16 protein-coding genes are annotated in these 18858 nt (G+C 69.8%); 10 read left to right on the top strand and 6 right to left on the bottom strand.

The annotated features are described in order from the left end of the window. Positions 1–348 (bottom strand): hypothetical protein, encoded by a 348-nt coding sequence (locus NE857_RS25170; RefSeq protein ID WP_017583430.1) that lies wholly within the window; start codon positions 346–348, stop codon positions 1–3. Between the two features lie 184 nt (positions 349–532). Between NE857_RS25170 and NE857_RS25165 the strand changes: the two genes are divergently transcribed. Beyond that, positions 533–2335, top strand: a complete 1803-nt coding sequence (locus NE857_RS25165) for a hypothetical protein (protein WP_254417947.1) — start codon at positions 533–535, stop codon at positions 2333–2335. Here the strand turns inward: NE857_RS25165 and NE857_RS25160 are convergent. Beyond that, on the bottom strand, positions 2325–3101 hold the full coding sequence (locus NE857_RS25160; RefSeq protein WP_425572142.1) for a glutamate racemase: 777 nt from the start codon (positions 3099–3101) through the stop codon (positions 2325–2327). The two genes, NE857_RS25165 and NE857_RS25160, sit on opposite strands and share 11 nt — an antisense overlap. A gap of 315 nt (positions 3102–3416) precedes the next feature. Between NE857_RS25160 and NE857_RS25155 the strand changes: the two genes are divergently transcribed. From NE857_RS25155 to NE857_RS25135, 5 genes are all read left to right on the top strand, one after another. Next, a complete protein-coding gene (locus NE857_RS25155) occupies positions 3417–4952 on the top strand; it encodes an FAD-binding oxidoreductase (RefSeq protein ID WP_254417945.1) in 1536 nt (511 codons plus the stop codon). A gap of 90 nt (positions 4953–5042) precedes the next feature. Beyond that, positions 5043–6329: an SAM-dependent methyltransferase gene (locus NE857_RS25150; protein WP_254417944.1), complete on the top strand. Its 1287-nt coding sequence runs from the start codon at positions 5043–5045 to the stop codon at positions 6327–6329. A 169-nt stretch (positions 6330–6498) separates the two neighbouring features. Next, positions 6499–6984: a hypothetical protein gene (locus tag NE857_RS25145; protein ID WP_254417943.1), complete on the top strand. Its 486-nt coding sequence runs from the start codon at positions 6499–6501 to the stop codon at positions 6982–6984. Between the two features lie 176 nt (positions 6985–7160). Then, positions 7161–8450: a sugar ABC transporter substrate-binding protein gene (locus NE857_RS25140; protein WP_254417942.1), complete on the top strand. Its 1290-nt coding sequence runs from the start codon at positions 7161–7163 to the stop codon at positions 8448–8450. 60 nt (positions 8451–8510) lie between these two features. Further along, positions 8511–9410 (top strand): carbohydrate ABC transporter permease, encoded by a 900-nt coding sequence (locus NE857_RS25135; RefSeq protein ID WP_026117007.1) that lies wholly within the window; start codon positions 8511–8513, stop codon positions 9408–9410. A gap of 47 nt (positions 9411–9457) precedes the next feature. Here NE857_RS25135 and NE857_RS25130 read toward each other — a convergent pair whose 3' ends face one another. Next, positions 9458–9754 (bottom strand): hypothetical protein, encoded by a 297-nt coding sequence (locus NE857_RS25130; protein ID WP_254417941.1) that lies wholly within the window; start codon positions 9752–9754, stop codon positions 9458–9460. 142 nt (positions 9755–9896) lie between these two features. On the opposite strand from NE857_RS25130, the gene NE857_RS25125 reads away from it, so the two are divergent. Beyond that, complete coding sequence (locus NE857_RS25125) at positions 9897–10805, top strand: carbohydrate ABC transporter permease (protein WP_017583418.1); 909 nt, start codon at positions 9897–9899, stop codon at positions 10803–10805. 66 nt (positions 10806–10871) lie between these two features. Here the strand turns inward: NE857_RS25125 and NE857_RS25120 are convergent, their stop codons facing one another. Continuing rightward, on the bottom strand, positions 10872–12452 hold the full coding sequence (locus tag NE857_RS25120; RefSeq protein ID WP_254417940.1) for a long-chain-fatty-acid--CoA ligase: 1581 nt from the start codon (positions 12450–12452) through the stop codon (positions 10872–10874). A 277-nt stretch (positions 12453–12729) separates the two neighbouring features. Between NE857_RS25120 and leuS the strand changes: the two genes are divergently transcribed. The 3 genes from leuS (at position 12730) to NE857_RS25105 (ending at position 16703) form a co-directional block, all read left to right on the top strand. Further along, positions 12730–15225 (top strand): leucine--tRNA ligase, encoded by a 2496-nt coding sequence (gene leuS, locus NE857_RS25115; protein WP_254417939.1) that lies wholly within the window; start codon positions 12730–12732, stop codon positions 15223–15225. Positions 15226–15363: 138 nt separating this feature from the next. Then, positions 15364–16005, top strand: coding sequence for a hypothetical protein (locus NE857_RS25110; protein WP_254417938.1), 642 nt, complete (start codon positions 15364–15366; stop codon positions 16003–16005). Next, positions 16002–16703, top strand: a complete 702-nt coding sequence (locus tag NE857_RS25105; protein ID WP_254417937.1) for a hypothetical protein — start codon at positions 16002–16004, stop codon at positions 16701–16703. The genes NE857_RS25110 and NE857_RS25105 overlap by 4 nt, the downstream gene beginning before the upstream one ends. Positions 16704–16789: 86 nt before the next feature. Here NE857_RS25105 and NE857_RS25100 read toward each other — a convergent pair whose 3' ends face one another. Together NE857_RS25100 and lexA are read right to left on the bottom strand one after the other, a co-directional pair. Beyond that, positions 16790–17941 carry an alpha/beta hydrolase family protein gene (locus NE857_RS25100; RefSeq protein WP_425572138.1) on the bottom strand — a complete coding sequence of 384 codons (1152 nt, stop codon included), beginning with the start codon at positions 17939–17941 and terminating at the stop codon, positions 16790–16792. Between the two features lie 64 nt (positions 17942–18005). Then, on the bottom strand, positions 18006–18737 hold the full coding sequence (gene lexA, locus NE857_RS25095; protein ID WP_254417936.1) for a transcriptional repressor LexA: 732 nt from the start codon (positions 18735–18737) through the stop codon (positions 18006–18008). Positions 18738–18858 lie beyond the last annotated feature (121 nt).

The following is an 18858-nucleotide window of genomic DNA, read 5'->3' as shown; positions in this document are numbered from 1 at the left end:
TCACTCGTCCATGGACAGCCCGCGCTTGTTCCGCGCGGTCCAGTCCCGCATCCGCTGCGGATAACCGACGATCTGTACGTCGTAGGCGGGCGCGGCGAGCTTGCTGGCGACCTTGCGGATGACTTCGGGGGAGCCGCAGCGCCGCCGGATCCACTCCCCGTCCGTGGCCACCGCGACGGCCGTGGTCTGTGTGGCGAAGGTTTCGGGCTCGACGAAGAACTCGACCCCCACCCGGCTCTTGGCGAACTCGATCAGCGCCTTGATGTCCGAATCCTCGGAGGCGCGGTCGAAACGGGCCTTCCCCTTACGGTTGGCCTTGCGAAGTCCGAAACGGTCTCGCCATCCCATCGCCGCTCATGTCCCCTTAGTGCCGGTACGTGCCTGGTGCTCGCTGGACACTGCCGAGTCTATCGGCCGCAAACCCGACAGAGCAGGGCCGCCAGTGCCCCGGACGCAACGGTTTCAGCGTTTTCCGGACAGGCCTGTCACCACGCTGCTACGTTCTGTCGCACACGGCACCTGGGGGAGAAGTATGACGATGTGGACATGGGCGGGGGAGACGGGACGCCAACTGCGCGCCGCGGGGCAGGACGAGCTCGCGGAGGCCGTCACCGCGCTACCCGAACTCAGTGAGGCTGGCGACGCGGTCAAGGTGGAGGCTCTGGCCAGGTCGGCGATGCGCAACGCACGGCGGCTGGTCGCCGAGGCTGCCAAGGGGGACAACGCCGTGGCCCTGGCGGTCCCGGCGTCGGTGCCGGGAGTGTTCGGGCCGCCGACCCTGTTCTTCCTGGCGCACTGGCCGTTGGCGGTGCGGGTGGGAGCGCTCGCGGAGGGCCGACGCGCGCTCGAACAGGCCAGGGCCGCCGCGGAGGACGAACCGGCGCCGCACGAGTACGGGCCGCTGCCGGTCTCCGCGCTGGAGACCCTGGTCCGCTGCCACGCCAACATCGACTCCCGGGGAACCACGGACCAGCGTCGCGAACTGCTCTCGGCACGGCGCCTGTCCGGCTGGGAGAGCACCCCTGCCTGGCCCGCCTTCACCCTGGCCCGGGTCCACCTGCTCATCGATGAGGACCAGGCGGACCGCGCCGAGGCGGAGCTGCGTCGCTACGAGCACACCGCGACCGGACCGGCCGTGCTCGGCTCCGAAGGTATCTTCGCCCTGGTCAGGGCGTTGCGCTACCAGGACAAACACACCGACGCCTTGGACGCCCTGGACCGGATGGAGGCCGAGCTCGGCCTGGGCGAGGCGGAGCCGGGCGGTCCCGCCAACCCCCGCCGGACCGCGCTGCGCCGGGTGATCCGCTTCGAGCGGGCCCGGCTCCTGTCCTGGCTGGCACGCCTGGGTCTGTGCGACGCCCGCCAGGCCATCGGGCTGCTGCCCACGGTGGAGGAGGCGGAGACCTACCCGAAGCTGCGTTCGGCGTGGGTGGAGGCCGTGGAGAACCTGGTGTGCCAGGGCAGTGTCCGCAACGACTGGCGGCTGGGCGTGCGGGTCACGACCTGGTCCCGCTACTTCGAGCGGGTGGGCGCGCCCAGGCGCGGTGCCGAACTCGCCCTGGCGGCGACCCGGCTGGCCAGCGGTCGTGGCGCCCGTTGGGTGGCCGAGTGTTCCGCGCAGCGCGCCGAACGCCTGATCCGGGAGCTCGGTGCCGCGGAGGAGATCATCGGTGACCTGGTGGAGGTGAGGTCCATGGTGCGGGGGATGAAGTCGATCCAGCCCATGGCCCCGGCCACCGGGATCCTGGAGTTCCTCAGGGCGCAGCCCGCGGAGGAGGTCAATCCCGAGGAACAGGCCGAGCAGGTGAACGTGGCGCTCATGGAGCAGCCGCACGACAACGCCCTGCTGAGCGCGCTCGGTCAGGTCGGCCGGACCCTGATGCTGTCCGACGCCGCCACCGAGCCGCAGTGGCGCCACGTCCGCGAGCAGCCGGGTGACCAGCGAGCTGCCCTGTCGTTGCTGGAGACGCTCCTTCACGACAACGACACGGCGGGGGTCCGCAACCTCGTGCGCACCCTTGCCGCGGGGGCCCTGGTTCCGCAGCAGCAGCGGGAGCACCGACCGGTCGCACCACATCAGGCACAGGCCGCACAGCAGCCACAGCCGGCACAGAATGCGCAGGCGGCTCAGTACTCGCAACTGGCCCAGTATTCACAGGAGTCTCCGGCGGCTGAGCGTGCGCACGTTCCGCAGCACGCCCAGACGGCGTCGCGGCACGCTCAACCGGAGTCGGGGGAGGAGGCCGCCGCTCAGCAGGAGGCCGCCCCGCGGGAGCAACCGGTTCCGGAGCGGCAGGAGACGGCCGGGGCCGTGCGCTTCGGGGTCAGCGGTTGAGGAGGGACCGGCCGGCCGGGTAGCTCAGGGCCGCCCGAGGAAGCTCCGCCGGCCGGCCGCTGGTAAGGACGGTGACCTTGCCGGACGTGCCTTCGACAGCCCGGGTCCCGGCGGCTCCGGTAGCCCCGGAAACCTCGACGGCCCCGGCGGCCTGGTCGATTCTGCGCAGGGTCTGGGTGGCCACCGCCCGCGCCGCGGTGAACAGTTCCGCCCGCCCCGACAGTGCCTTGGAGATCTCCTCGCCCACCAGGTCGTAGTGCGTGCAGCCCAGGACCACCCCGGTGACCTCGGGCGGCGTCAGGGCGGCCGCGTACGCCACGGCCTCGGCGATCAGCTCGGGGTCGGCGGACTCCACCGCCTCGGCCAGGCCCCGGCAGGCGACCGGGGTCACCGACACGTCCCGGGCGAAGGTCTCCACCAGGCGGCGCTGGTAGGCGCTGCGGGTGGTGGCCTCGGTGGACCACACCGCGATGGGGGTCCCGGCGGCGGCCGCCGGTTTGATGGCGGGCACGGTGCCGATGACCGGGATCCGGGGCTCGAGCTCGGCGCGCAACCTGACCAGGCTGTGCACCGACGCGGTGTTGCAGGGTACGGCCACGGCGTCCAGGGAACCCGCGGTGTCCAGGGCGACGCGGGCACCGGCCAGGGCACGGTCGATGATCTGTTCCGGGGTGTGGGTGCCCCAGGGCATGTGGTCCGGGTCCATGGACAGGAAGAGGTCCGCGTCCGGCCGGGCCGCGCGCAGGGCGGCCGCGGTGGACAGCATGCCGATACCGGAGTCAACGAGAGCGATGCGCACGGAACCGAATCCTATGCGGATCAACCGGTAACACCGACAACACCCAAGGTGACAGCGGTGTCGTCCCCATTCTTTCCACAGCAGACTTCAGCCACCCCTTCAACTCCCGCCGACTCCTGCCCCGGAGTGGGTAAGACACGTAGCGAAATGGGGTGGCAGAGAACCGTTACTGATAGGTAGAACTGAGGGGATCGGCCTGCCGCGGCACGCCACCACCGGTCCTGGCCGACCCACGCTGTGCGCCGTCAACAGCAGTCGTCAACAGTCAGGGGATCCGCGGACATGACTCCGAAACAGCCCGGTACGACTTCGAACTCCGGCTCCACGTCCAGGTCCAGGCAGCGAGCGGCGACGGGAACCGGACTCGCGGAGCACATCGCGGCGGTGCAGCGGCTGCGGCGCGACTACCGGGCGCTCCCCGAGGGCGCACCGGTGCGGCTGGCCAAGCGGACTTCCAACCTCTTCCGGTTCCGCGAACCCTCCGACGCGCCCGCCCTGGACGTGTCGGCCTTCTCCGGGGTCATCTCCATCGACCCCGTCGAGCGCCTGGCCGACGTGGGCGGCATGACCACCTACGAGGAACTGGTCGCCGCGACCCTCCCGCACGGGCTGATGCCCACGGTCGTGCCGCAGCTGCGCACCATCACCCTGGGCGGAGCCGTCACCGGGCTGGGGATCGAGTCCTCTTCCTTCCGCAACGGCCTGCCGCACGAGTCGGTGCAGGAGATGGAGATCCTCACCGGCTCCGGAGAGGTCGTCACCGCCACCCGGGACAACGCCCACAGCGACCTGTTCCACGGCTTCCCCAACTCCTACGGCACGCTCGGGTACAGCCTGCGTCTGCGCATCGAACTCGAACCCGTCTCGCCCTACGTACACCTGCGCCACCTCAGGTTCCACGACGCCTCGGAGGCGATGGCCGCCCTCTCCCGGATCTGCGCCGACGCGGCCCACGAAGGGCAGCCGGTGGACTTCGTGGACGGGGTGGCCTTCGGCCCCGGCGAGCTCTACCTGACCCTGGCCCGCTTCACCGACCGTGCGCCCTGGACCAGCGACTACACCGGAAACGACGTCTACTACCGCTCCATCCGGCGCTACGCGGACCCCGCGCCCGCCTTCGTACCCGGCTCCGGTTCCGTGGCCGGCTCCGCCGCTTCCGGAACCGCCGGACCCGGCGACTACCTCACCATCCACGACTACCTCTGGCGCTGGGACACCGACTGGTTCTGGTGCTCACGCGCCTTCGGCACCCAGAACCCGCTCGTGCGCCCGCTGTGGCCGCGCGCCCTCAAACGCTCCGACGTCTACCGCAGGCTGGTCGCCTGGGACCGGCGCACCGATTTCTCCCGGCTCCTGAACCACTACCGGGGCCTCCCCCAGCAGGAACCCCTCATCCAGGACATCGAGGTGGGGGTCGAACGCGGGGCGGAGTTCCTGGACTTCTTCCACGACCAGATCGGTATGACCCCTTTGTGGATGTGTCCGCTCCGGCTTCGCGAACCCCGCCGCGGGGGGTTGGCCGACGGCGAACACGTCTGGCCGCTGTACCCGCTGGAGAACGACCGCCTGTACGTGAACTTCGGGTTCTGGGGGCTGGTGGACATGAAACCCGGCCAACGCCGCGCCCACCACAACCGCGCGGTGGAGGAGGAGGTCACCCGGCTCGGTGGCCACAAGTCCCTGTACTCGGACTCCTTCTACACCGAGGAGGAGTTCTGGGCGCTCTACAACGGCACCGACTATCAGAACCTCAAGGAGACCTACGACCCGCGGGGGCGGCTCCTCGACCTGTACGCCAAGTGCGTACGCAACCGCTGAACCACCCGTCAGCACCCACCGTCAGCAGTGGACACCACCGGGAGGCGACCCGTGCGGAAGGGCCGCATCCGTGAGGGGAAGGACAAGAACATGCGGCTTGCAGAGATCTTCGAGCGAGTGGTCGGCACTGACGCGCCGATCCGCTTCACCGCCTACGACGGCAGTTCCTCGGGAGACCCGAACAGCGAAGTCACGCTGAACGTGCGTACCCCGGTCGCCGTCAACTACCTGGCCCAGTCACCCAACGCCGTCGGTATGGCCCGCGCCTACGTCTCCGGACACCTCGAACTCGAGGGCGACATGTACACCCTGCTCAGACGGATGGCGGACTTCGCCTTCGCGGAGGGGGGCAACGTCACCGCCCGCGAGGCCGTCGAGATCATCCGGTCGGTGGGCTGGGTCAAGTTCGTCAACCGGGTGGCCCCGCCGCCCCAGGAGGTGCGCCGCGGCACCCTGCTCGGCCGGGGGCTGCGCCACTCCAAGGAGCGCGACGCCGAGGTCATCCACCACCACTACGACGTCTCCAACGAGTTCTACGAAATGGTCCTCGGACCGTCCATGACCTACACTTGCGCGGTCTTCGACGACGAGGACGGCGCCCTGGACCGGGTGGGCGCCTTCGACGGGGCCCTGGAGAGCGCACAGTTCCGTAAATACGACCTCATCGCCCGCAAACTGGGCCTGGCCGAGGGTATGCGCCTGCTCGACGTCGGCTGCGGCTGGGGCGGCATGGTGCGCCACGCCGCCCGCGAGTACGGCGTCAAGGCTGTCGGGGTGACCCTCTCCAAGGAGCAGGCGGAGTGGGGCGCCAAGAAGATCGCCCAGGAAGGGCTCACCGACCTGGCCGAGATCCGGCACATGGACTACCGGGACGTGCCCGACGGCAGCTTCGACCGGATCAGCTCCATCGGCCTGACCGAACACATCGGTCTGAGGAACCTGGACGCCTACTTCGCCTCGCTCAACGACAAGCTGGTGCCCGGCGGGCGGTTGCTCAACCACTGCATCACCCGGCCGCGCAACGACCTCAAGCCGATGAACACCAAGGGCTTCATCAACCGCTACGTGTTCCCCGACGGCGAGCTGGAGGGCCCCGCCCAGATCCAGACCGCCATGAACGACGCCGGGTTCGAGATCCGCCACCAGGAGAACCTGCGCGAGCACTACGCCCTGACCCTGCGCCACTGGGGCGCCAACCTGGAGCGCAACTGGGACCAGGCGGTCGAGGAGGTGGGCGAGGGTACCGCCCGCGTGTGGCTGCTCTACATGGCCGGGTCCGTGCTGGGCTTCGAACGCGACGTCGTGCAGCTCCACCAGATCCTGGGGGTCAAGCTGGACGGCACCGCCGCGCACATGCCGCTGCGCCCCGACTTCTGACCACTCTGTTTGCTGACCGCTCTGCCTCCCCCCGGGGTTCGCTCTCCGCGGCGGGGTGTTCGCGTTTCGCGGACACCCCCCGCTCCCAAGCACCGTCCTGCCACACCGGGCGGCCCGCAGACGGCATCATGGTGCGGACAGCTCCAGCAGCAGTGAAGGGACCAAGCCCGTGTCCTCCGACGACAACGCGCCCCAGGGCGACTCCACACCCGCGCACGACCTGCCGGACCACGTCAAGGAAATCGCGATCTCGATGGTCAGCGCCTACGCCGACCACGACCGGGACGAACTGGACCAGCTGATCCCCCGGGCCTCGGACGAGGTCGACGACGTCCTGTCCGAACTCAGGGTGATCGGGGCCTTCCTCGGCCGCCGCGTCCAGGAGACCGGTGTCGTCTGGAAGCCCGCCGACTCGCGCGAGGCGGTGGCCCGCACCGTCGCCGAGATGCTCCCGCCGGAACTGGAGTTCGCGGTCTCCACCGCCTGGGAGGCCCACTCGATCGGTGAGGAGGAGGCAGCCGAGCGCATCACCCAGGGCGACCCCATGGTGTACGCGCACATGCTCGCCGCCTTCTGCGCGGCCATCGGGCAGGCCGTCTACAAGCGCGCCGAACTGGTCTCCACCCTGCGCCAGGTCTCCGGTCTGAGCGAGTAGAGAACCCCGGTCCCGCCGGACCGGGCCCCTGGTCCGGCGGCCACAAACCCCGACCACGAACCGGTCCCTAACGGCTCAGACACAAGTCGCAGTGGTTTACTTCACAAGCCGCCGTTCATTACGTAGGTTTCCTACCAACCCTCAGGGGACCTTCGAAAGGAACGGGAGGCGAGCCGATGGCCCGCAGACGAGCACACGAGTACGTCACCCTCCCCGCAGCCACACTGACCCTGGTGCTTGCGGCGACCGCCTGTGGCGGCGAAGGCGGCAACGGCGGTGGGGCCACCGACACCCTCCAGGTGTGGATCATGGAGGGCACCAACCCCGACGCCTCGGACTTCTTCGACGCGGTCAACGACGCCTACACCGAGCAGACCGGCATCGACGTCGCCGTCGAGTTCGTGCCCTGGGCCGACGCCCAGGACAAGATCTCCACGGCCATCGCGGGCGGGGAGACCCCGGACGTCATCGAGCTCGGCACCACCTTCACCCCCGAATTCGCCGACGCCGGGGCCCTGCACGACCTGTCCGGCTACATCGACGACCCCTCCCGTTTCCACCAGGAGATGTACGAGATGGGCGTCATCGACGACGCCGCCTACGGCGTGCCCTGGTACGCGTCCATCCGGTCGATCATCTACCGGCAGGACCTCTTCGAGGAGCACGGCCACGAGGTGCCGGCCAACTGGGAGGAGCTGCGCGAGACCGCGCTCGACCTCGCCGAGGCCGAGGAGGACATGATCGGCTTCCCGGTGCCCGGCCAGGCCCAGTACTCGGTGCTGCCGTGGATCTGGGGCGGTGGTGGCGACGTCGCCGCGCAGGAGGCCGACGGGACCTGGACCTCCACCATCAACACGCCCGAGGGGCGCGCCGGGGTGGAGTTCTTCACCAACCTGTCGCTGGAGGACGGCCTGTCCACCACGGGCGCGGTCAACTGGAACGAGATCGACGTCATGGAGACGCTCGCCGACGAGCGTTCCATCATGGCCATCTCCAACAGCTCCAACCCCAAGGCCATCATCGAGTCCAACCCCGACCTCGAGGGAAAGCTCGGCGTCTTCACCCTGCCCGGCCAGAACGACGGGTACATGGATTCCTTCGCCGGCGGCTCCCTGCTGTCGGTCTTCGAGGGCACCGGCAACGAGGAGGCCGGCTGGGAGTACGTCGACCTTCTCACCAGCGGTGAGTTCTTCGACCGCTGGGGCGAGGAGAGCGGTTTCTTCCCGGCCGGTGTCGAGGAGATCCAGGCCTACGCCGACGCCGGCGACCCGCTGGTCGAGCCGTTCGCGGTCCAGCTCCTGGAGGCCGGCCGCGTCACCCCGGTCGTCCCCGCCTGGTCCCAGGTCGAGGCCGAGGGCGTCATCGTCGGCATGCAGCAGGACATCCTCAACGGCAACGCGACCGTGGAGGAGGCCACCGACAGCGCCGCCGAGGCCATCGAGAACATCCTCAACGAGGGCAGTTAGTTGCGGATCGGAACACCGGTCCGGCCGCCGAACGGCGGGCGACGGGCACCGCTCCTGGGGATGCGGGGGCGGCGCGCCCTTCTGCCCTGGGTGCTGCTCGTCCCCCCGCTCGGGGTGATCGGGCTCCTGCTGCTGTTCCCCATCGGCCGGATCGTGTGGCTGTCCTTCCGGGACTACAAGCTGCGCAACCTGGTCTCGGGCGAGTCGGACTTCATCGGCCTGGACAACTACGTCAGGCTGCTGACCGACCCGTACCTGTGGCAGATCGTGATGGTCAACACCGTCGTGTTCGCCGTGGTAGCGGTGGTCACGACGGTGGTCCTGGGCACGCTGGTCGCCCTGCTGCTGGCCAACCTCAAGCCGGTCACCCGGGTCATCGTGATCTCGTGCATCATGGTCGCCTGGGCGATGCCCGCGGTCAGCGGCACCTACGTGTGGATCTGGATCTTCGACGTCGACCAGGGCGTGGTGGCCCAGGCCCTGAAGGCCCTGGGCGTGATCGAGCCCTCCGGTTACAACTGGTTCGCGGACCGACTCTGGTTCTACGCGATCGTCACCCTCAACATCGTGCACAGCGGGTTCCCGTTCGTGGCCATCACGGTCCTGGCCGGGCTGCTCACGGTCCCCAAGGAACTGCACGAGGCGGCGCGGATCGACGGAGCCGGGGCGTGGAAGCGCTTCTGGAACGTCACCTTCCCCACGCTGCGCCCGGTGTTCGCGGTGGTGACGGTGCTCTCCACCATCTGGGACTTCAAGGTGTTCGCGCAGATCTACCTGATGCCCGGCGGTGACGTCGGGGGATCCCAGATGCTCAACCTGGGCGTGTGGTCCTACGTGCGCTCCTTCGGCCAGAACGACTTCGGCATGGGTTCGGCCATCGCTGCCCTGCTCACGATGCTGCTCCTGGGGATCACCATCGTGTACCTGCGCGCGCTGTTCCGGGAGGACGGGCTGAGATGAGCGGGTCACACGAGCACCGGAGCGCGCCCCCGGCCGCCGCGCCGGGTTCAGAACAGGCCGGAGACCAGCCGCGCCCGCACCGTCCGCCAGTCCACCGAGGTCAGCGGACGCCGGTCCAGGTCCTCGCGGACCGCGGCCATGGTGCGCAGGTCGTACTCGCTGAGCGGGCTGCCGTCGTCGTTGGCCCGGTTGACCAGGCTGTCGACGTACACGTGCAGCCGCCGTCCGCTGGTGTCGCGCAGAGCGTGCCGGAGTGCGCTCTCCCGGAACCGGGCGTCGTGCGGGATCCACGCCGAGATCACCTCGGTGGGGGAGGGGGCACCAGGGTCGTTCACGCGCTCCATCACCTGTTCCCGTTGCTCACCCGGCGGGTCGAGGAGGATTTTAGGGCATCGGGAAAACGCCCCGTGCGCCCTGATCGCTTCGAGCACGGCCCCGGCGCCGGGCCCGCCCCGGCACGCCACGCCACCCACACGAGGAGGTCCGTTGGACACGCTCACCGCTGACAGCTCCGCCGGCGCGGCCAAGGCTGACTGGGAGGCGCGGGTCAAGGCCTCCCGGCGCCGGGGCGACACGCTCCGCTTCGGCCGTGTGGTCGCCAGGGCCGCCGGGGTGAGCGCGATCCTGCTCTTCACCCTGTTCCCCGTGTACTTCATGCTGATGAGCGCGTTCTCGGACAGCACGACCTCGGGGACCGGGGCGCTGCTGCCCACCTCGCTCACCTTTGACAACTTCGTGTACGTGATGACCGAGGGCAACTTCGGCACGTACCTGCGCAACTCCCTGATCGTCGCCGGGATCACGGTGCTCTTCGCGTGTGTGCTGTGCATGCTGGCGGCCGTGGCGGTGGCGCGCTTCCGGTTCAGGTTCCGCACCGCGGTGCTGGTGATGATCCTCATCGTGCAGATGGTGCCCCTGGAGGCACTGGTCATCCCCCTGTTCATCCAGGTGCGCGACCTCCAGCTGCTCAACACCCTGATCGGGCTGAGCGTCGTCTACGTGGCGCTGTCGCTGCCCCTGGCCATCTGGATGATGCGCGGCTTCGTGGCGGCGGTCCCCAAGGAGGTCGAGGAGGCCGCCTACATCGACGGGGCCTCCTGGCCGCAGATGTTCTGGAAGGTGCTGTTCCCGCTGGTGGCCCCGGGCCTGGTGGCCACGGCGATCTTCTCGTTCATCGTGGCGTGGAACGAGTTCGTGCTGGCGATGACCTTCATGACCCAGAGCCAGAACTACACGGTGGCGGTGGGTCTGCGCCAGTTCTTCGGCCAGTACGCCAACGACTGGGGGCACGTCATGGCCGCCTCCACGATCATCACGATCCCGGTGATGGTGTTCTTCGTCCTGGTCCAGCGCTGGATGGCCGCCGGACTGGTCCAGGGCGCGGTCAAGGGCTGACCGGAGTGCGCACAGGAGAAGGAGGACCGCCCCACCGGGACGGTCCCCCTCAGCTGTTCGCGGACCCTAGGCGTCGCGCAGCTCGCGCTTGAGGATCTTGCCGGTGGAGGTCATCGGCAGCTCCGTGCGGAACTCGATCTGGCGCGGGTACTTGTACGCCGCCAGCTTCTCCTGGGAGTAGGCGGTGATCTCCTCGGCGGTGGCCTCCACACCGTCCTTGAGGATCACGAACGCCTTGATCTCCTCGCCGTGGCTCTCGTGCGGGACGCCCACGACCGCGGCCAGGCTGATCGCCGGGTGGGTCATCAGGACCTCCTCGACCTCACGCGGGTACACGTTGAAGCCGCCGCGGATGATCATGTCCTTGGAGCGGTCGATGATGAAGTAGAAGCCGTCGTCGTCGCGGCGGGCGATGTCGCCGGTGCGGAACCAGCCGTCCTTGATGACCTCGGCGTTGACCTCGGGGCGGTTGTGGTAGCCCTTCATGATCAGGTGGCCGCGGATGGCGATCTCGCCGACCGGGTCGGCCTCGCCGTCCTTGAGGACCTCGTTCCACTCGGGGTCGATCAGCTTCATCTCCACACCCCAGACCGGGCGGCCGATGGAGCCGGTCTTGGCACCGGTCTCGGGGTTGTTGAAGGAGGCCACCGGGGAGGTCTCGGACAGGCCGTAGCCCTCCTTGATCCCCACGCCGAAGAGCTTGGTGAAGTCCTCGGCGAGCTGGCCGGGCAGGGCCGAACCACCGGAGACGGCGTCGACGATGTTGCCCGCGATCGCCTCCAGGTCGTACTTGCCCGGCTCGGCGTTCTGGGCGGCGTTGAGCAGGCCCCAGTACATGGTGGGCACGCCCGCGAAACCGGTCACGCCCTCCTTCTGCATGAGCTCCAGGGCCTGGTCGCCGTCGAAGCGCGGCATGAGGATCATCGTGCCGTGGCGGTACAGGCTCGCGTTGAGCATCACCGTCTGGCCGAAGATGTGGAACAGCGGCAGGACGGTCAGGGACACGTCGCGGCCGTCGGGGTGCGCGTTGACCAGGCTGGACGCGACGACCGCGTTCATCATCAGGTTGTTGTGGCTGAGCTCGGCGCCCTTGGGCTTGCCGGTCGTGCCGCTGGTGTAGATGATCACCGCGGTGTCGTCGGCGTTGGACTGCACCGTCTCGAAGGTGCCCGCCTGGCCGGCCAGCGCCGTCCAGATGGTCTCCGCGCCCTCGATCGTGGACTCGGTGGCCCCGGCCGAGGCGGGCATGTCCACGAAGATCTCGCAGGTGTCCGTCTGGTTGAAGGCCTCGAAGGCGCGCTGCCCCAGCGGGAGTTCGGGGCTGCCGGTGAAGGCGAAGAGCGCCCTGGCGCCCGAGTCCTCCAGGTGGTAGGCGATCTCGCGCGGCGTGAGCAGCACGTTCAGCGGGACGACCACGGCGCCCGCCTTGAGCGCGCCGAAGTACACGAACGGGAAGTAGGGCAGGTTGGGGCTGGCCAGCGCGACCCGGTCACCGGGTTTGATCCCCCGGGAGACGAGCAGGTTGGCGACCTGGTTGGCGATCATGTCGGTGATCGCGTAGTTGAGCCGGGTGTCCCCGAAGACCAGACACTCCTTCTCGGGCACGGATCGGGCGCCGTCCTCGAGAAGTACGGACAGATTGAACATGGGGGCCTCCCGCAGGCAAGTGAATCCAGACAGGTGCAACGAGCGCAGGTGTGACCCGCGTCGCGTGTTCTGCGCCACTTTTACGGCAGAGTAACAAACCGCGCGGTCGGTGTGCAGAGGCGAGGGGCCCGTAAAACGACCGGTCCTGTTGTCACTCTCCGTGAGGGGTGCCGGGTTCGAGGGTGTCCCGCATGGTGGAAAACCGGTCTTCGGCCGGGTACCGCAACCGCTAACCTGAAGTCAACACACACCAGAACCGGCTAAGGAAAATTCAGCGATGACAGCGGTAGACGGCGACCAGACGACGGGCGACACCTACGACGCCCATGCCCTTCAGGACAAGTGGCAGGCGCGCTGGTCCGCCGAGCTTCCGTTCGACGCGAACATGGACGCCGGGGACGACCGCCCCCGCTCCTACATCGTCGACATGTTCTCCTACCCCTCCGGTGACCTGCACATGGGCCACGCCGAGGCCTACGCCATCGGCGACGTGATCGGCCGCTACCGCTTCCAGCGCGGCGACAACGTCCTGCACCCGGTCGGCTGGGACTCCTTCGGCCTGCCCGCCGAGAACGCGGCGATCAAGAACAACAGCCACCCCTACAAGTGGACCTACGCCAACATCGAGACGCAGGCCGCCTCGATGCGCCGCTACGGTCTGGCGCTGGACTGGTCGCACCGACTGCACACCAGCGACCCCGAGTACTTCAAGTGGAACCAGTGGCTGTTCACCCGCTTCTTCGAGCGCGGGCTGGCCTACCGCAGGGACGGGCTGGTCAACTGGTGCCCCCAGGACCAGACCGTGCTGGCCAACGAACAGGTCGTGCAGGGTAAGTGTGAGCGCTGTGGCGCCGACGTCGAGCGCCGCGCCCTGAACCAGTGGTACTTCAAGATCACCGACTACGCCCAGCGCCTGCTGGACGACATGGACCAGCTGGACAACGGCCGCTGGCCGGACGAGATCCTGGCCATGCAGCGCAACTGGATCGGCCGCTCCACCGGCGCCGACGTGCACTTCCAGATCGAGGGCCGTGACGAGCCGGTCACCGTTTACACGACCCGGCCCGACACCCTGTACGGGGCCACCTTCTTCGTGGTGGCCGCCGACGCCGACCTGGCCGAGGAGCTGTGCGCGCCCGAGCAGCGCGAGGCCTTCGAGGCCTACCGCTCCGACGTGGCCAAGCTGTCCGAGATCGAGCGCCAGACCACCGAGCGCCCCAAGACCGGCGTGTTCCTGGGCCGCTACGCGATCAACCCGGTCAACGGCGAGCGCATGCCCGTCTGGGCCGCCGACTACGTCCTGGCCGGGTACGGGCACGGCGCCATCATGGCGGTGCCCGCGCACGACCAGCGCGACCTGGACTTCGCCCTGGCCTTCGACCTGCCGGTGCGGGTCGTGGTCGAGACCGGCGAGGCCGACCCCGTCGAGACCGGCGTGGCCACCGCGGGCGAGGGCGTCCTGCGCGACTCCGGCCCGCTGGACGGCCTGACCAAGACCGAAGCCATCGACCGCATCATCGGCATCCTGGGCGAGCGCGGCACCGGCGAGGCCACGGTCAACTACCGCCTGCGCGACTGGCTGCTGTCCCGCCAGCGCTACTGGGGCACACCGATCCCGATCATCCACTGCCCCTCCTGCGGCGAGGTCGCCGTCCCGGACGAGCAGCTGCCGGTCACCCTGCCCGACCTCAAGGGCGCGGAGCTGGCCCCCAAGGGCATCTCCCCGCTGGCCGCGGCCAAGGAGTGGGTGCACGTGGACTGCCCCTCCTGCGGCGGCCCGGCCGAGCGCGACACCGACACCATGGACACCTTCGTGGACTCGTCCTGGTACCCGTGGCGCTACATCTCCGCGCACCTGGACACGGCCCCCTTCGACACCGAAGAGGTCAACAAGTGGGGCCCCGTCGACCACTACATCGGCGGTAAGGAGCACGCGACGCTGCACCTGCTGTACGCGCGCTTCTTCACCAAGGTCCTGCACGACATGGGCATGCTGGACTTCACCGAGCCCTTCCGCCGCCTGACCAACCAGGGCCAGGTCATCAACGAGGGCCGGGCGATGTCCAAGTCGCTGGGCAACGGCGTGGACCTGGGCAAGGAGATCGACGCCTACGGCGTGGACGCGGTCCGCCTGACCATGCTGTTCGCCTCCCCGCCCGAGGAGGACGTGGACTGGGCCGACGTGTCCGTGGTCGCCGCGCAGAAGTTCCTCAACCGCGCCTACCGGGTGATGAACGAGGCCGGTGCGGCCAGCGCCCCCGGCGTGGACTTCGCCGCCGGTGACACCGAACTGCGCCGCGTCACCCACCGCAGCATCGACCAGATCACCGCCCTGGTCGAGGACAAGCGCTTCAACGTCGCCATCGCCCGCTGCATGGAGCTGGTCTCGGCCGCCCGCAAGGCGATCGACTCCGGCCCCGGCGCAGCCGACCCGGCCGTCCGCGAGGCCGCCGAGTTCGTGGCGATCGCCCTGTCCCTGTTCGCGCCCTACGTCGCCGAGGAGGGCTGGGAGAAGCTGGGCCACACTGGCACGGTCGCCGTCGGCAACTGGCCCGAGGCCGACCCGGCGCTGCTGGTCCAGGAGTCGGTGACCTGCGTGGTGCAGGTGCAGAGCAAGGTTCGGGACAAGCTGTCCGTCTCGCCCGACATCGACCCGGCAGAGCTGGAGCGCCTGGCCCTGGCCTCGGAGAAGGCCCAGAGCTTCATCGGTGACAAGACGGTCCGCAAGGTGATCGTGCGCGCGCCCAAGCTGGTGAACATCGTCGTCGGCTGATTCGCCGGTTGATCTGTTGTGCGGGGCGGTGGTCGCGGTGGCGGCCACCGCCCCTTACCTTGGGCGTGACGACTGACTGGGAGGCGGTGCCGGGTGGGTTCTGCGACGGGTGGTGGACCCCGACCCTGGGTTCGGGCGGTGATCGTGGTCGCGGGTGCGGTGGCGGCCTCCGCCGCGGCCGTGGGAGGCGGTCTGTGGCTGGCCGGGGACGACCCGGACGAGCCGCACGGCGGTGACGCGCACACCGCGGCGCCCCGCTGCGGGCTGGTGCCCGAGGAGGCGATCGCCGAGGCGTTGCCCGGGGCGGTTCTGGAGTCGGCCGAGAGCGGGCCGCTGGCAGGCGGGGAGAGCACCGAATGCGTGTGGACCTCCGCCGGCCAGATCGATGAGGCGGACGGTGGCGAGGCGAACGGGAACGGGGAACAGGGTGTGCTGCGGGTGGAGCTGTCCGCGCGCTTCACCGACGCCTCCGCCGAGCCGGTCGTGACGGGTGAGGAGTTCGCCGCCCGGGCACAGAGCGCGGTGGTCCCGATGCGCGGCGAGACCGTGGTCCTGGCGCCCGGAGCCGAGGGCGCGGACGGGGAGGCCGCGGCGGGCGAGGGGATCGAGGCCGAGGTCTGGCGCGGCCAGGTGCCCGGCACCGCCGAACTCGCCTTCCACGCGGACAACCTACTGGTGCGTGTCTCCTACAGCGCGATGGACGGCGATGACCCCGTGCCCTTCGACCGGGCACGCGAGACCGTCACGGACTTCGCCGGGCAGCTCGGGGAGGCCCTGTGAGCACGCCTTACCCCGGTCCAGGCGGACCCGGCCCCGGCCCGGGCGGATCCGCTCCAGGGGACCCTGCTGAGGATCCCGGGGCCACCCCGCCGCAGAGCCGTGGCCTGGCCGTCACCCTCCTGGTCCTGCTGATCGCGGTCGTGCTGGGCCTCGCGGGCTGGCTCGCCTGGTACCTGCTGGACAACGGCACGGAGAACGGCGACTTCGAGGCCGCGCCCGAGTGCGGGATCGGTGAGACCGAGGCCCTCGACGAACTGGTGCCCGGCTACGAGAGCGAGATCGAGGAGACCATCGGCAGCATCCAGGACACCTTCGGCTCCGGCTGGCAGTGCCGCTGGGCCACCCCCGAGGGCTCGGGGGACTCCGTCCCGGCCGCTGCCACCCTCGTCCTGGTCGCCGCCCCGGTCGAGGGCGGCGAGGACACCACCGCCGACACCTTGCGCTCCACCGCGGACGGCAACGACGCCCAGCCGGTGGACGGCCTGGGTGACGAGGCCCTGAAGTGGGTCGAGGACGGCGCCTTCGAGGTCGGGTGCGTGGGCGTGCGGGTCTCCAACCTCTACGTGGAGTCCTGCTACACCGCCGCCACCGACTACGACGCCACCGCTTCGGTGGACGGCGATGTCGCCGCAGAGGACGCAGAGAGCCTCGCCCGGGCCGTCGTCGAGCAGCTGCCCGCTCCCGACGAGACCGACTAGCCCCACCTCTCCAGCGGTGATCTTGCTACCAGAAGCAAGTTCGGCGCCGATTTCGCTCCTGGTAGCAAGATCACGGGGGATGAGGGTTACCAGAGGCCGTCGAGGAACCCCTCGACGGCCGGAGTGACCTCGGGGGCGAAGGGACGGTCGGCGTCCAGCGCCGCCGCGCCCGGGGAGTCGTCGTACTCGCGCAGGATGTGGTCCACACCGGGCAGGTCCACGCGCTCGGCGCCGCTCAGGCCGGTCATCAGCCGATCGATCTCCTCAGCGTTGACCTGGGCGTCCTCCTCACCCCACAGGACCAGTACCGGGGTGGTCGCGGGCAGCTCCCCGGCCAGTTCCACCGGGTCGAAGGCGTCGATCCAGGCCAGGTAGTCCTCGTTCTGCTCGGTGAAGAGCCCGGTGCTGTCGTCCCGGGGCAGCTCGGTGCCCGCGCGGACCGCAGCCCGTCCCGCACGGATGTCGGAGAGCAGCTGTGCGGCGGTCACCTCGCCGACCCCGCCCCGGGCCTCGGCTGTGCGGACCTGCTCGGTCACCTGACGGTCGATGAGGTCGAGCATGCGGGTGCCGGGCGGGGCGGCCAGCACCAGTGCGGGTTCGGCGTCCAGGACCTCGTGGGCGCGCAGCGCGAACAGGGCGCCCTCGCTGTGGCCCAGGATGGCAGTGCGCTCGGGGTCCACCTCGGGCTGGGCGATGAGCTCCGCGTAGGCGGCCGCCATCTGCTCGTCGTAGACCAGGGGGTCCACGTCGCGTTCCAGGGCCGCCTCCTCGGCGTCGTCCATGTCCGCCGGGTCGCCGCTGCCGAACTTGTCGTAGCGCAGCGAGGCCGCTCCCGCACCGGTGAGCACCCGGGCGAGGTTCAGGTTGGTGTCGGCCTCGGGCCGTCCGGGGCTGTTGCCGTCCCGGTCGGTGGGGCCGCTGCCGGAGATGATGAGCACCCCGGGGACCTGGCCGTCACCAGACCCGGTGGGGACGGTGAAGGTGCCGGGCACGGTGAACCCGCCGCCCTGGAAGGAGACCGTGCGCTCGTGCCCGGACGCACCGGGCAGCACGGGCCCGTCGTCACCGTCGGTGGGGGTGCAGGCGGTGACCAGCAACGCACCGGCGGCCAGCACGGCCAACAGCGCGGAACGGCGGCCGGAGGCGCCTGGGACGCGGGGACCGGGACGCCCGGAAACACTGGCGGCCCCGGGGGCGCCCGGGGTACGGGAGGCGGGGGCGGAGGCAGGTGTCGACACGCCCTCAGCGTATCGGCCCGCCACCCGCCCCGGTCTCCCGGTGCGCGTGTGGGGTGGGGCTGTCTCAGACCCGGCGCATGACTGTGACGACCTTGCCGAGGATGGTGGCCTGATCCCCGTTGATCGGCTCGTAGGCGTCGTTGCGCGGCATCAGCCAGACGTGCCCGTCCTCCTCGCGGCGCAGTACCTTGACGGTCGCCTCGTCGTCCAGCATCGCCGCGACGATGTCGCCGTTCTCTGCGTCCTGCTGCTGGCGGATCACCACCAGGTCGCCGTCGGTGATGGCGGCGTCGACCATCGAGTCGCCCACCACGGTGAGCATGAACAGTCGACCCTCGCCGACCAGCTGCCGCGGCAGCGCCAGGACGTCCTCGACCGCCTCCTCGGCCAGGATCGGACCGCCGGCGGCGATCCGGCCGACCAGCGGCACAGAGGCGGCCCGGGTGGAGTCGGCGGACAGCTCCTCCCGGGTAATGGCCTGCGCGCCCTCCTTGCCCGGGGTGCGCAGCTCGACCGCGCGCGGCCGGTTCTGGTCCCGGTACAGGTAGCCCTTGCGCTGGAGCACCTTGAGCTGGTGCGCCACGCTGGACGGGCTGGACAGGCCGACCGATTCACCGATCTCCCGGATGGACGGCGGGTAGCCCCGTTCCCGTACGTAACGCTGGATGCAGTTCAGAACACTCTGCTGGCGCGCGGTGAGCTTGGGGGGCTCGGGCGCGGTCGCGCCCGTGTCACCGACGGGCGAAAGAACGGTGGTGGGTCCGGAGCCGTCGGCTCCGGGATTCTCCTCCGGCACGGCCGGGCCTCCTCGGTGTTCGGTTCGGTCAGGTCCTGTTCATGCGGCCATTCACCGGCCGCGACCGCGCCGACCTGGTGGGCCACTCCGGCGGCGAAACCGGCGTGAAATCAAGGTCAAC

This window comes from Nocardiopsis exhalans, assembly GCF_024134545.1.
GTDB lineage: Bacteria > Actinomycetota > Actinomycetes > Streptosporangiales > Streptosporangiaceae > Nocardiopsis > Nocardiopsis exhalans.
Note: the sequence above shows the minus strand (reverse complement) of the source record. Positions and strands in the feature narration are given on the sequence as shown.

What these genes read in the sequence shown, in the direction of transcription:
- NE857_RS25165 (WP_254417947.1), top strand. Translation starts at nt 533, where the DNA reads ATGACGATGTGGACATGGGCGGGGGAGACGGGACGCCAACTGCGCGCC.
- NE857_RS25135 (WP_026117007.1), top strand. Translation starts at nt 8,511, where the DNA reads ATGCGGGGGCGGCGCGCCCTTCTGCCCTGGGTGCTGCTCGTCCCCCCG.
- NE857_RS25150 (WP_254417944.1), top strand. Translation starts at nt 5,043, where the DNA reads ATGCGGCTTGCAGAGATCTTCGAGCGAGTGGTCGGCACTGACGCGCCG.
- NE857_RS25155 (WP_254417945.1), top strand. Translation starts at nt 3,417, where the DNA reads ATGACTCCGAAACAGCCCGGTACGACTTCGAACTCCGGCTCCACGTCC.
- leuS (WP_254417939.1), top strand. Translation starts at nt 12,730, where the DNA reads ATGACAGCGGTAGACGGCGACCAGACGACGGGCGACACCTACGACGCC.
- NE857_RS25170 (WP_017583430.1), bottom strand. Translation starts at nt 348, where the DNA reads ATGGGATGGCGAGACCGTTTCGGACTTCGCAAGGCCAACCGTAAGGGG.
- NE857_RS25120 (WP_254417940.1), bottom strand. Translation starts at nt 12,452, where the DNA reads ATGTTCAATCTGTCCGTACTTCTCGAGGACGGCGCCCGATCCGTGCCC.
- NE857_RS25160 (WP_425572142.1), bottom strand. Translation starts at nt 3,101, where the DNA reads ATGCTGTCCACCGCGGCCGCCCTGCGCGCGGCCCGGCCGGACGCGGAC.
- NE857_RS25130 (WP_254417941.1), bottom strand. Translation starts at nt 9,754, where the DNA reads ATGGAGCGCGTGAACGACCCTGGTGCCCCCTCCCCCACCGAGGTGATC.
- NE857_RS25140 (WP_254417942.1), top strand. Translation starts at nt 7,161, where the DNA reads ATGGCCCGCAGACGAGCACACGAGTACGTCACCCTCCCCGCAGCCACA.